The organism is Bacteroidota bacterium (assembly GCA_034439655.1).
Classification (GTDB): domain Bacteria; phylum Bacteroidota; class Bacteroidia; order UKL13-3; family UKL13-3; genus CANJUD01.
On the sequence record JAWXAU010000079.1, the window covers coordinates 1 to 13,551 of the forward strand.

The 13,551-nt window shown below is 36.3% G+C and carries 15 protein-coding genes; 8 read left to right on the top strand and 7 right to left on the bottom strand.

Annotated features, from left to right (window positions below):
- Positions 1-213: 213 nt before the first annotated feature.
- Positions 214-567 carry a hypothetical protein gene (locus tag SGJ10_04940; GenBank protein MDZ4757469.1) on the top strand — a complete coding sequence of 118 codons (354 nt, stop codon included), beginning with the start codon at positions 214-216 and terminating at the stop codon, positions 565-567.
- Positions 568-787: 220 nt separating this feature from the next.
- Here SGJ10_04940 and SGJ10_04945 read toward each other — a convergent pair whose 3' ends face one another.
- Positions 788-2,113: a DUF1343 domain-containing protein gene (locus SGJ10_04945; GenBank protein MDZ4757470.1), complete on the bottom strand. Its 1,326-nt coding sequence runs from the start codon at positions 2,111-2,113 to the stop codon at positions 788-790.
- Here SGJ10_04945 and SGJ10_04950 point away from each other — a divergent pair.
- Genes SGJ10_04950 through SGJ10_04970 form a run of 5 tightly spaced genes read left to right on the top strand, consistent with a single transcriptional unit; the run spans position 2,058 to position 6,135 of the window.
- Positions 2,058-3,197: an ABC transporter permease gene (locus SGJ10_04950; GenBank protein MDZ4757471.1), complete on the top strand. Its 1,140-nt coding sequence runs from the start codon at positions 2,058-2,060 to the stop codon at positions 3,195-3,197. The genes SGJ10_04945 and SGJ10_04950 overlap by 56 nt on opposite strands.
- Before the next feature lie 60 nt (positions 3,198-3,257).
- Entirely contained in the window at positions 3,258-3,587 is a 330-nt protein-coding gene (locus SGJ10_04955) for a hypothetical protein (protein MDZ4757472.1), read from the top strand.
- Positions 3,562-3,828 (top strand): cell division protein ZapA, encoded by a 267-nt coding sequence (locus SGJ10_04960; GenBank protein MDZ4757473.1) that lies wholly within the window; start codon positions 3,562-3,564, stop codon positions 3,826-3,828. Before SGJ10_04955 ends, SGJ10_04960 begins: the two co-directional genes overlap by 26 nt.
- A 59-nt stretch (positions 3,829-3,887) precedes the next feature.
- Positions 3,888-5,447, top strand: coding sequence for a ribonuclease Y (gene rny, locus SGJ10_04965; protein MDZ4757474.1), 1,560 nt, complete (start codon positions 3,888-3,890; stop codon positions 5,445-5,447).
- Between the two features lie 58 nt (positions 5,448-5,505).
- A complete protein-coding gene (locus SGJ10_04970; protein ID MDZ4757475.1) occupies positions 5,506-6,135 on the top strand; it encodes a hypothetical protein in 630 nt (209 codons plus the stop codon).
- Between the two features lie 416 nt (positions 6,136-6,551).
- Here the strand turns inward: SGJ10_04970 and SGJ10_04975 are convergent, their stop codons facing one another.
- A complete protein-coding gene (locus SGJ10_04975) occupies positions 6,552-8,102 on the bottom strand; it encodes a hypothetical protein (GenBank protein MDZ4757476.1) in 1,551 nt (516 codons plus the stop codon).
- Positions 8,103-8,303: 201 nt separating this feature from the next.
- Between SGJ10_04975 and SGJ10_04980 the strand changes: the two genes are divergently transcribed.
- Positions 8,304-9,350: a hypothetical protein gene (locus SGJ10_04980; protein ID MDZ4757477.1), complete on the top strand. Its 1,047-nt coding sequence runs from the start codon at positions 8,304-8,306 to the stop codon at positions 9,348-9,350.
- A gap of 30 nt (positions 9,351-9,380) precedes the next feature.
- The gene (locus SGJ10_04985) at positions 9,381-9,845 is read left to right on the top strand and encodes a hypothetical protein (GenBank protein ID MDZ4757478.1); all 465 of its coding nucleotides are present in this window, start codon (positions 9,381-9,383) and stop codon (positions 9,843-9,845) included.
- 15 nt (positions 9,846-9,860) lie between these two features.
- Here SGJ10_04985 and SGJ10_04990 read toward each other — a convergent pair whose 3' ends face one another.
- The 5 genes from SGJ10_04990 to SGJ10_05010 form a co-directional block, all read right to left on the bottom strand.
- Positions 9,861-10,559, bottom strand: coding sequence for a GldM family protein (locus SGJ10_04990; GenBank protein ID MDZ4757479.1), 699 nt, complete (start codon positions 10,557-10,559; stop codon positions 9,861-9,863).
- Positions 10,560-10,578: 19 nt separating this feature from the next.
- On the bottom strand, positions 10,579-10,830 hold the full coding sequence (locus SGJ10_04995; protein ID MDZ4757480.1) for a hypothetical protein: 252 nt from the start codon (positions 10,828-10,830) through the stop codon (positions 10,579-10,581).
- Positions 10,831-10,881: 51 nt separating this feature from the next.
- Positions 10,882-11,712, bottom strand: a complete 831-nt coding sequence (gene fdhD / locus SGJ10_05000; protein MDZ4757481.1) for a formate dehydrogenase accessory sulfurtransferase FdhD — start codon at positions 11,710-11,712, stop codon at positions 10,882-10,884.
- A 165-nt stretch (positions 11,713-11,877) separates the two neighbouring features.
- A complete protein-coding gene (locus tag SGJ10_05005) occupies positions 11,878-12,444 on the bottom strand; it encodes an NTP transferase domain-containing protein (GenBank protein ID MDZ4757482.1) in 567 nt (188 codons plus the stop codon).
- A gap of 9 nt (positions 12,445-12,453) precedes the next feature.
- The gene (locus tag SGJ10_05010) at positions 12,454-13,389 is read right to left on the bottom strand and encodes a UDP-3-O-(3-hydroxymyristoyl)glucosamine N-acyltransferase (GenBank protein MDZ4757483.1); all 936 of its coding nucleotides are present in this window, start codon (positions 13,387-13,389) and stop codon (positions 12,454-12,456) included.
- Positions 13,390-13,551: the final 162 nt, after the last annotated feature.

A 13,551-nucleotide genomic window follows, 5' to 3' on the forward strand; every position in this document is an offset into this window, starting at 1 on the left:
AACTACATCCCGAAAGCCCCGCTTAATCCCGATAATTATCGGGATGCGGGGGGATTAGTCCCTTTCTTTTGGACTATTATATATTGAGTGTCGGTATAACTATACAAAAAGTTTTACAAATGATAAATCTATATTTTCACACATCTAGTTCGGCTGTATTTACTTGCCACAATTATATAAATTATTTACCTTTGCCCACAGAATATATAAGAAATGGAAAACAGCGATCTGCAATATTTATTAGATACCTTAAATAGAGATATACAATTTTTTAAAGCCCAGCTTAAAGAAGTAGCGGTGGATATGTTGGACGGCGGCTATACCAAATACCCAGTGTTTGCGGCACATCAGCACACATTGCAATTGGGCGAATTATTATTTGACAAAGAAGAATACCAATGCAACTGGAGTATACATGTAACCACCTTAGAAGAATTAATGGAAAAGGGATTGATAGAAAAGGTGCGTGAAGAAGAATTTATTAAAGCTTTTAAGGATCCGAAATTATTTATGTGTGTATTGATGATTTCGCCAGGCAATGCTCATTTTGCGTTTGTGGGGTATTAAACAACTCCTCATTCTGTTTGCCGCGGCGAAAAGTCATAGTATAATGCTTGAACCAATAACGAAGTTTAAAGGCGTGACGAAGAAATTTTAATTCGACAAAGTCAATCTGCCCAAAGTATAATCTTTAAGCATGGGGAATTTCGCTTACGATTCAAAAGATTCTTCGTGTCGAAGCGAGAATTCAGAATGATGGTATACCGCAACGAATAACGTGAGAGCCTCAATCAATATATATCAAATACTTTTGCCTTGCAATAATAAACTTACGCAAACCAGGTTCCCAACTTTTATATATTTGCTCAACGCTTTTATGTTCCATCAATTGTTTGCGTAAGGTGTCGGAGCCTACGAGTTTATCAAACATGGGATTGAAAAAAGTATTGGTGTCTTTACTCATGTCATAAAAACCAATGAGCCAATACAAATATATTCTGCGTGAGTTTAATATATAGTTTCTGCTGAAATTTGTGAGTTCAAAACCTTTGCATTCTACACCTTTATAAGGCGGATTTTCGGCAATGCCTTTCATACTTTTTGGCGTAAAAGTAGTGGTTCCTTTTTCAAAACCCGGGCGACCTACCATTTCAAAAGGTTTCTGGGTGCCACGTCCTACGCTCACGTCCGTGCCCTCGAACAAACATAAACTGGGATATAAATATATAGATTCTATGGTTTGTAAATTGGGTGACGGTGGAATTGGCGGTTCGTAAAAATGCTGGTGGTTATAATTAAAGCAAGGGATAATTTCTATATTACAGTTAATGCCATTTGGCAACCAATGTTCGCCATTAATCATTTTTGCAAGTTCACCTAAGGTCATTCCATGCACAATAGGTATGGGATGCATACCCACAAAGGAACGAAATGCTGTATCCAATACTGGACCATCTACATAAAAACCATTTGGATTGGGGCGGTCGAGTATAATAAGCGGAATTTTATTTTCGGCACAAGCTTCCATTACATAATGAAGCGTGCTGAGGTAAGTATAAAAACGGCATCCCACATCTTGTATGTCGAATACCATAATATCAATACCCAGTAAATCTTCTACAGAAGGTTTATTGTTGTTGCCATATAATGATATAACAGGCAGTTTTGTTTTTTTATCAATCCCTTTTTTTATTTTATGGCCTGCTTCTGCGTCACCTCTAAATCCATGCTCGGGACCAAATACTTTTATGATATTTATTTTTGCTTTTAACAAAGAATCTACTAAATGGTGTTTGCCTATTGTAGAGGTTTGATTGGCGACGACACCTACTTTTTTTCCTTTTAGTTTTGGAAAATATTCAGCGGTACGTTCGGCCCCACAAAGGGTTTGGGCTTGTGGAATAAGAAATGCGAACAAACAAAATAACAACAAGCATACTTTAGATAGGTATTGTTTATTATGATGTAGATTTGCAGCGGTCATGTATTTTCCTTGGTTTGTAGCCCGCAAACTTACAACGGGCGGAGGCAATTCCCTAGCGGCTTCCATATTAAAAATGGCAACTGCGGTTGTGGCTATGTGTCTAGCGGCCATGCTGGTTTCTGTATGCATTGCAAAAGGTTTTCGTAATGAGATTGAGGATAAGTTGATGGGTTTCTCTGGGCATATTCAAATAACACGTACCACTAACCCCGACATAGAAAACGTGGAAGGGGTTGCCTACGACGATAAGATTTTAGACTTTATTCGCAAAGACCCTACCGTCAAAAGTTTGCAGCCTTTTATATTTAGTCCGGGTATTATAAAGGCGGGCGACCTGATTGAAGGTATCCGTTTTAAAGGTATCGACAGCAGTTTTGATACTGGCTTTATAAGCAATCATATATTAGAAGGTCGATTTATAAATACAAAAAGTAAAGAAGGAAATGAGGCAGTAATTTCGACCACCACAGCACAAAGATTGGGATTAAAAGTGGGAAATGATTTGCGTGTGTATTTTGTAGGGAGTGAACTAAAAGGAAGGAAGTTTAATATAGTAGGCATCTATGAAACAGGTTTGGAAGATTTTGATAAATCCTTTGCCTGGTGCGGCATTTGGGTATTGCAGAAGTTAAATGGGCGTGACAGTAATAATGCTGATGGAATGGAAGTAATGTTGAAAGATATCAAACTTATTTCATCAAAAACAGATGCTATTCACCATGCCTTGCCACCCGATATGGATGCTGCAAGTATTAGAGAAACTTTTCCAGAATTGATGGATTGGCTCGATTTAGTAGGGCAAAATGTATATATAGTTTTGGCCTTGATGTTAGCCGTTGCTGTAATATCTATGATAACCGCTATTTTGGTTTTGATGATAGAACGAACTGCTATGATAGGAACTTTTAAAAGTTTCGGCTCCAGTAATTTTATATTGACCCAAGTATTTATGATGTTAGCAGGCAAACTTGCATTATGGGGAATATTTTGGGGTAACCTCGTTGCCTTTGGTTTTATAATGGCTCAGCAAAAGTTTCATTTGATTACTTTGCCCCAAGAAAGTTATTATATGAAATATGTTCCGGTAGAAATTGATTGGGCTTTGGTGCTTCCCATTAATATTGGCACTTTGGTGGTATGCATTGTATTCATGCTTTTGCCTTCATTAATTATCAATCGAATTTCTCCTTTGGCAGCTTTGAGGTTTAAGTAGCCGCATAACCTTTGGAAAGTTTCAAGCTTTCCAAAGGTTAAAAGTTTACCTTTGTTCCCCATGACCACTGACCAACTTTTGCAGAAACTGGAGCTCATTGCCCGAAAAGTGGAGCTGCTTAAAAAAGAAAACTTTGCCTTAAAGGAAAAGCTAGAAACCCAACAAAATCAGTACATAGAGCTGAAAACGAAAGTGGATTTGAAAAATTCTGAGACAGAAAGTCTACAAAAACAACTAAAATCAGTTAAACTTGCAATGTTTTTGAGCAAAGAAGACAAGCAATCTATCAAATTGCAAATCAACAAAATGATCGAAGACATAAACACAAGTATCAACCTGTTGACACAACAAAACGGGACGAAAAGTGAACAAGATTCAAATAAAGCTTAAGATTGCCGAGCGGCTCTACCCGCTTACTATCGAGGCTCAAGATGAAGAACTAGTAAGGAAGATTGCTAAAGTGCTGAACGAAAAATTTGCATATTACAACAAACAATATTCTTCTGCCGATGCACAGGATACCATGGTAATGACCGCCATTGATGCTGTAACATCCCTTTGTAAAAGTATGGACGCAGTGCCAGCAAAGGTAGAAGAACAAATGAAGCACCTTGAGAAACTCCTAGCCTGAGCGTACACTTTTTTGCCGCATCCCGTTGGGTTTGTCAACCCTAAAAAAAACAATAGTATATGGGTGCCATACAAATTTTACTTTTAGTATCTGGTTTAGCAGCGGGAAGCTTGATTTCCTACTTCCTACTAAATTCTGGGATACAAAAAAAGAAGGCTCAGTTGCTTAAAGAAGCACAAGACAAAGCCGACCTCTACAAAAAGAATCGTGAGATTGAAGCCAAAGAAAAGTTTATTACGCTAAAAGCCGAGCACGAAAAGGAAATTCAAGTACGAAACCGCAAAGTTGCTGACACTGAAAATGCAATTCGTCAGCAACAAGCTGAAGCCAAAGGCAAAGAGCAATCGTTAAAAGACAAGATTGACAATATTGCCAAACGCGAAAAGGAACTTGACCCCATCAAGGACAAGTTGCAATTGCAACAAGAAGCTGCGGAAAATAAATACCGTGAGGCTGATGCGATGTTCCAACAACAACTTAAGCACCTCGAAAAAATTGCGGGTCTTAGTGTAGAAGAAGCACGCAACCAATTGGTAGAAGGCTTGCGAGAAGAAGCCCGTACCAAAGCAAGTGGTATTATAAAAGAGATCGTAGACGAAGCCAAAATGACTGCGGCCAAAGACTCAAAACGTATTGTATTGCAAACTATTCAACGTACTGCTGTGGAGCATGCGGTTGAAAATTCAGTATCGGTATTTAATATTGATAATGATGAAGTGAAAGGTAGAATTATTGGTCGCGAAGGCCGTAATATCAGGGCACTGGAGGCAGCAACTGGAATTGAAATTATTGTGGATGATACCCCAGAAGCTATTATACTTTCAGGCTTTGACCCGATTCGCCGTGAAATTGCTCGCTTGTCATTACACAAATTGGTAACCGACGGACGTATACATCCTGCTCGTATTGAAGAAGTAGTTGAAAAAACCACCAAACAAATTAATAATGAAATTATAGAGATAGGCGAACGCACTTGTATTGATATGGGTGTGCATGGTTTGCATCCTGAATTAATTCGTATGGTTGGTCGTATGAGATATCGTTCCAGCTACGGACAAAACTTATTACAGCACAGTCGTGAAGTGGCAAACCTTTGTGCTACGATGGCAGCAGAGATGGGACTTAATACCAAACTTGCCAAACGTGCTGGACTATTACATGATATAGGTAAAGTGCCCGATGATGATCCAGAAACACCGCATGCTTTGTTAGGTATGAAGCTGGCCGAGAAATATAAAGAACATCCCGAAGTGGTGAATGCGATTGGAGCCCATCACGATGAAATAGAAATGACTTCATTATTATCGCCTATTGTTCAAGCTTGCGATGCTATAAGCGGTTCAAGACCAGGAGCACGACGTGAAGATACTGAGCAATATACTAAACGATTGAAAGACTTGGAAGGCTTGGCTATGTCATACAAAGGTGTAGAAAAAGCATTTGCTATACAAGCGGGACGTGAGCTAAGGGTAATAGTGGAAGCTGAACGCGTGAGTGATGAAAAAGCAGATACTTTAGCGTTTGATATCAGTCAAAAAATTATGACGGATATGGTTTATCCAGGTCAAATTAAAGTTACCGTGATACGCGAAAAACGATCAGTGAGTTTTGCTAAATAGGTTTCTAAAGTAGCACGGAAGTGCAGCAACTTATATATATAAGTTGTTATAGATTAATATGAAAAAACTATTATATCTTTTGCCTTTCATTTTAATGTGTGCTTGCAAGCAGCAAAGGTTTGTGTGTAATCCAAATCTTGCTTCATCAAAACCTGAAATTATTACCGTAGTTCCACAAAAAAACCATACAGATACCCTACAAACTGAAGCATTGGCTGTTGTGGCGGTGGAATCAACAAATGCAATAACTACAGAGAAAAAAACTGATAAAAAGAAGGACAAAGTATTTCCTCGCATCCTCAAGAAACTCCTTACCAGCATTACGCAACCACAAGATTCTACTATAAAAGACCCAGGGTTGAAGAAGGCTCAAAAAGCTCTGGAATTGGAAGAAAAATGGTTGAAAGCCTTTGCAATTTTTATTGGTTTAGGTATTATAGTCGCACTTATGCTTTTGGGTGTTTTCGAGCTAGCAGCTTTATTAAGTGAGACAATACTTATAGCACTCGCAGTCTTAGCTTATTTAGGGTTTGCCGTTACCTATTATGGAATTATTATAGTATTTATTATGCATATAGGTGTATATAGACATTACCCGAAGGAGAAAGAAAGACATTTATTTTATGTACTTGGTTTCGTTCTTTTACCTTATTTGTTAGCTATATTATTTGTGTTATTATTTTTTTAGTATTTGGATTTGTTCCATCCAAAAGTAGCCCTAGTACTTTCATTTGTATGATTATTAATATACTGGTGTTAAGATAATTGATAATATATTGTGTCTGTTGGGATTTTCATATTGATTGTTTTTTTGCTCGAATTAAAGGTCTTGATACCTGCAATTTTGTATCATAATAATTAAAGAGAAACAATATGAAAAACAGTAAGATCAATCGCTTTTATGTAATCGGAGGATTAATAGCAGTTATTCTGGCAGTTATTTTTTTTAGCATAGCGAAGTTTGGTGTATGTGACACTTTAGACTTATCGATTGTAATTTTCACCGTCCTTTCTGTATTTTGTCCCCTTGGTGTTGTGTTGGGACTCAATTTAAAGAATTCAGATAGCTAGGTTGCAACAGACACGCTAATGAGCAATATGATATTAATCTGCCTGAGCTGCCTTTTGTTTTTTCAGTTTCAATAAATCTTTGTAATGTATGTTTTCTATTTTGCTTTCCACCCAAGTAATAAAATCAAATATCTTGAAGAATTTTTTCTCAAACGGGTCTTCCTGAATCTTAAGCAAATCTTTTTTAAATTTTATATAAGCACTGTTTATTTTCTTGTCATCATCTAAAGTTATATAGTTTTTCATAAATTTGAGAATGGCTTTTTCGACCGTAAATAATTTTTCGCGTTTGTTCAAAAAGCGATAAGTAGAATTAATAGCATACTGTAAATAAAACCCATCATCTAATTTTAAATGGATAATCAAATTAAAAATACGTGCAAAACAGTGTGCATCTTCACGCATTTCCACCTCACGCATATTGATAATTTTATTAATCCAGAACACTGCCTGCTTATAGTCTTCGCCTCCATAAGCAATCAATGAACTACTAATAAATATGCGGCACGAGTCTTCTATATTTAACGACTTTTCATATAGCGGCAATTCTGTTTTAATATTTTTTAATAGTTCAAGACAAGTAGTATAATCTATAATCTGCTGATAATATATTAGAGAAAAAACAGATGTTTCCGTAAATATTTTTTGCTTCAATTCCACATCATAAGTTTCTACATTTTTTAAGATATTTATATATATCGGTAATTCTTTTAATTTGCCAGCATGATACGCAATATATAAAAAATCAGGAATTAATATAATATAGTTTTTCTTATACTCATTAATCATCCATTCGTTTTGCTCCCATATAGAAACCTGCTTACGTTTGGTTTTATAGGCATCTTCGGTTTCATTGATAATCCATAAGTATATACTGTGTAGTTCGTAAAATGAATTTAGTGAATATAATGTTTTGGCGGAACTACTATCTTTCATCAGGTCATTTTGCAATAACTTTTTTAATACCCCCATTTTATCATCGCTGCGTATATATTTTTCGTTTTTCAATACTTTTTGCGATTCAAAAAACAGGCTCATGAACATACTTTTATTGCTCAATTTTTCGACAATCAGTTTTTCTTGGTCCATTATTTTGTCGAGGCCGTGTTTGATATCGCCCATTCGCATATCTACAATCATCTCTTTTTCTATTTCCAAAATCTCCAACATTCGGGTCATTTTCTCGTGTTGGGTTGCTATGTCGAAGGCTTTGGTTAGGTACTTAACTGCTTGTTTAAACAAGCCTTTTTGCTGTAATAGCTTCACAAACCCAATCATATCGTTAATTTTAAAATCGATACTTTTTTTGCGGTGATATTCCGTAAGTGATTTTAATATGAGCTCGAATAATTGATTTTTGAGAACTGGCAAATGTGTAATTTTAAGTTTACTTTTCACCATTACTTTTAACTTGTCATCATCAAAACTTTTTTGACCATCAATGGCGTCAAATAGCATTACATAATTGAACTGGGTCTTCGTTTCATCATTGTCATTCTTTTGAGCAAATACTTTGAAATATCTTTTCTCGTTTTTCGAAAGTGATTTGATAAGCCGGAAAAGTTGTTCGCGTGTTTCCATCATTTATAATTTTTGGCCTAACAAAAGCAGGTGTTTGGAATTTAAGAAAGGACTCTTTTAAAATATTGATAGACAGTTTTAAAAATTGAACATAAATTATGTAGCAATGTAATAAATTAAAAAAATTGTCATTGAAACGTGAAATTTATATGCCATATTTGAACTATGAATAAGCTCAAATAAAAATTCTTAGTGTTATGCTGTATGGCATCACTCTGCGGCTCTGCCCAAGTGGGCATTGGCACCAATACACCTGACTCATCTGCCATATTACACTTGGAAAGTACAAGTAAGGGATTTTTGCCAACACGAATGACCATTGCACAAAGGGATTCGATTGTGAACCCTGCCAATGGTCTGATAGTCTATATTACCGACAGCAATGATTTTTCATTTTATAAAGACAGTAGTTGGGACTTCTTATCATCTTATAGGAAAGTTTGGTCAATTTACGGTACGGCTACCGATCCTTTGCCCGATACTTTTATTTGGTTGGGAACAACGGATAATACCCCACTCAAGTTTATGGTGAATGGAGGCAGGGCAGGTATAATAGACCATAACAATATGAATGCCTACTTAGGTTACCAGTCGGGAACTTCAAGTGGGTTTACTGCCTCGCGAAATGCATTTTTGGGTGACTCTACAGGTTATTTAACCACAACAGGTCGTGATAATTGCTTTATAGGCAAAAGTGCTGGATTTAGCAATACAGTAGGCAAGTACAATAATTATGTGGGATCTATGTCTGGATACTCCTCGTCTACAAGTGATGATAATAATACTTTGGGTTATCAAACATTATTTAATAATATCGATGGTATTAAAAATGTGGGTATTGCCAGCAATTCATTGTTTAATAATTTAACGGGCGATTGCAACATAGGTGTAGGGAATCAAACATTATATAGTAATACTGTGGGAAATTTTAATATCGCTTTAGGTTGTAATGCTTTGAGCAACAACTCTGTTGGTAGTTATAATATCGCTATTGGCAGTTCTTCCATGGAAAACTTTGGAAATGGCGATTTGAATGTAGCCATTGGAGCCGCTTCAATGACAAACAAATTTGCAGGTACATCAAATGTGGCCATTGGAGCAGGGGCATTGGTAAATGACTCGATAGGAATGGGCAACACAGCTATAGGAAAAGAATCGTTAAAAAATAATAAAATTGGAAATGGCAATATCGCTATAGGTGCAAAAGCGGATGTATCATCTCCAAATCTTTTTAATGCAACTATGATATGATTTGATGCATCTGTCGATTCAAGCAATACTGTGAGAATAGGAAACTCACAAGTGAAACAATGGGGCTTTGGGGTAAATCCGGGGCAAGGTAAAGTGCTGGCAGTAGGTCATGATAGCACCAATGGTAATGGTGCATACTTATCAAGTGGAGGTGCATGGTCCAATTCATCATCATTCATCAAAAAGGACCGTATACAATTATTAGATGGGAATGATATATTGAAGAAAGTAATGCAATTGCATATAGATGGCTGGTATTATAAAGGCACCAATGAGTATCATATTGGTCCTTATGCGGAAGAGTTCTATAATACATTTAATACAGGAACCGACCAACATTATATAAGCACGGTAGACCCTGCAGGTATTGCTCTTAAAGCTATTCAGGAATTAAATACGCAAAACCAAAATTTGAAAGCTGAGAATGAATTGTTGAAGCAGAGATTGGATAGGTTGGAGCAGTTGATGGCTCAAGAAAATACAATAAAGAAATAATAAAGAGATATTATTTTAATCTGTTACCACTAAAGCAATTTCCTTCAACCAAATATAAGGTCTGATTGGATTTATAGTTTCAATACTGGTGAAAACTACGAGATCACCATTTTTAACTTTGCTTAGCACTTCTTTCAATTGTTCACTGAGCACCGCACCAGTTTCAGCAGATTGGATAATCACAGTAGCATCCTTCCCTGTTGAGTCTTTCACTTTGGTAGTGCACATAAATATAAATTTAGAAACTTTATATCCATTTCCATTAAAAATAAAATCTGATGGAAACTCATAATAGATAGAATCAAGTGACACAATTGTTTTCTTTGATATTTTTCCCGATTGTGCAATTCCCACTTTCAAAATCGCTTTGGGCATGGGCATTACCCTAAAGTTAGTAATACCTTTCTGAACTCCCTGATATAAAGTTGTTATAGAAATTTCCTTGGGAGCATTGGGATATACCACTACTACATAGTGTCCGAAACTAGTCATCCTCACATCGCCGCCATCGGAACAACGCAGACTGATAAACTCCTGTCCGACCTCTGGAATAGCTACAGAAATGGGGTTTTCCATTCCTGTATATAAAACCTTCATATTGTCAACTGCTATAATAGCATTTTGGGTAGTATCAACTTTGGTTTGTGCTTTTGATATCTGGAGGCTTACTACAGAAATCAGCAATAAAAGTAAATGCAAAATTTTTCTTTTCATGGTTTTTTAATGATATTAATTATTCGATTGTTATTGTTAAAGCTTTTATAAGGCCTGATGATTTCATTGGACTTATTCCCTCGACATGAGATATTGTTATTAGGTCTCCGCTTTTGGCAAACTTAAGTTCATCTTTGATGCGTTGCGTTATTTCTTGTCCATTCTCCACAAATATAATTGGTTCTCTCTTAGCAGAAGTAAGTACAAATGTATATTTCGTAACCTTAATTTTCAATCCTTCAGGAAATGCATCACTGAGTGGGAATCCCAAATATATCATATTTGTCCATGGTTGGTGTCCTCACCAACTCTTAGTATGTAACTACAAATTAACAGCAGAAATCCTTTCACTTCCGCAATATATATTCATTCTATTATCTCGCAAAAAGCCTACTAAGGTCATTCCTGACTCTTTGGCTAGGTCAACAGCCAAACTGCTTGGAGCACCAATGGCAGCAACTACTCTAATGCCCGCCATCATGGCTTTTTGTATCAATTCGAAACTCGCACGGCCACTTAATAATAATATATAGTTTTCCAGCGGTAATAGATTTTCTTTTAAACAATAACCTATTAATTTATCCAATGCGTTATGTCTTCCCACATCTTCTCTTAATACTATCGTATTTCCTTCTAGGTCGAATAAAGCAGAAGCATGCAAGCCACCTGTACTTTCAAATATATCTTGTTGCTGGCGTAAAGTGGTGGGAAGTTTATATATTACCTCTGGGTCAATTGGTTTATTAATCGTATTTGTTAATTCTATTCGGCAATTGGTTTTAATAGCATCGATACTGGATTTACCACATACGCCACAACTAGAAGTTGTATAAAAATTTCGTTCTAATGAAGATAATTTTAATTCCACTTCAGGTTTGAGTTCTACGCAAACGATATTCTCATCTACCAAAGTATTATAGGCTTTTTCTACTTGATTATAGTTGGTGATAATACCTTCAGTATATAAAAAGCCTGTAGAAAGTTCTGGGTCGTTTCCGGGTGTTCGCATCGTAACAGATATACTTTTGGTAGTTCTGTCGGGGCCATACAATATGCGTATTTCCAAGGGTTCTTCTTGGGCAAGCATATCATCTGCCGCAACATATTCATTGCCCGATAATTTTTGTATGTGAACAGTTGTAGTGGTAGCCATTGTTATATTGTTTGTGTTACCGATATATCACCCCGATGGGATCTTCTTTACTTACATTTTTTATTAACGCACGAAATTTCAAAGTCCCATCGGGACTATAGATTGGTTGAATGGCATGAGCAAACCTCACAAAGTCCCGTACGGACGAAATATGATATATATAATTCATTTAAGCTTCTTTAATGCTTCTTCATATTCCAATTTTGTATCCACGCTTTGTATAATTTGTATATTTTGTGGCGAAATATAATGAGTATTATATGATAATAAAAAATGTTTCAAACTATAATTTCCTTTTTCGAATTCTTTTAATAATATTTCTTTGCAAGATACTTCATAGATACCTAATAGCGGCTCTGGAATATTAAAATCATTATTATAATAGGTAGTAGCCATGCAATACGCATCTCTATTTTCTATGAGCAAAGATAGTTCATCTTTTTGAAAAAATGGATAATCGCAACCTATTACCAACCAACTCTTTTCATGTTCTTTAAAAGCCTTGAGTATTGCCGCCATTGGGCCAATATCCTCTTGTTCATCTACCAGGTAGTTAAAACCTTCAGCTATATTTTCTTCTTGATTTTTATTACAAGATATATATACCTTGTCGCAAAATTGTTTTAATAAATTATATATATAATAACGCTGCGGCAAACCATGGTAATCGAGCATGCTTTTGTCGTTGCCCATTCTGCTGCTTTGTCCGCCACATATCACTAGGCCATTCATATCATATATTTATTTGGTTCTTTTTTCTTTGGTCAATCTCGCTAATGTGGCAAGTTCCAACAGTGCTTGTCGGTTTTCTTTGGCAGGAGCACCGAAATAAGTTTTACCTCCTTCCAAACTTTTCGATACGCCCGATTTTGCCATTACCACCGCACCTTTGCCTATGGTAATATCTTTGGTCACGCCTACTTGTCCCCACAGTACCACTTCATCTTCCAAGGTGGTAACACCAGCGATTCCGCATTGTGCAGCTATAATACAATTTTGTCCAATTTTATTATCATGACCTATTTGCACAAGGTTGTCTATTTTGGTTCCACGACCAATAACGGTATCACCACTCACACCACGGTCGATAGTGGTATTGCAGCCAATCTCCACCCAATCTTCGAGTGTCGCTCTGCCGCAACTGTGCATTTTAACAAAATCACCGGGTAATCTTTTATAATAAAATGCATCGCCACCGATGGTACTATTTGCATGTATAATTACATTGTTGCCAATTACTGAATGATCATATATTACTACATTGGGATATATAATACAATTGCTGCCAATGCTCACATTGTTTCCAATCACGGCACCGTTATGTATATAAGTATTTTCGCCTATTGTAGTATTTTGTCCTTGGTGAAAAATTGTATTTGAAGGTTGCTGTAAAGGTCTGAAATATTGTGTGAGGAAATTATAATCTCGGAAAGGATTTTCACTAATCAGCAAACATTTTCCTTCGGGGCAGGGAATCTCTTTGTCTATAATAATTACCGAAGCATTAGAAGTTAAGGCTTTATTATAATACTTTTCAAAATCTACAAAAGTGATATCGCCTGTTTTCACCATGTGTATTTCGTTGATGCCGGTGATATTAAAATTGGCATCACCAACGGCTTTGGCATTAATTAAACTACAGATAGAGCTTAGTGTTTGTGTGGTTTCTAATTGCATAATGGATAAATGAACTACAAAAATATATAGTATAAGCGAACAATATCGTATTTGTTGAAATTAATGTGGAAAGTATGGTTGGTGGGGACACCAATCACGGACAAGTCAGTGTCCAAAAGCACTTGGAAAGCCACGGATAAAATATTGGCGAAAGCAACCCCA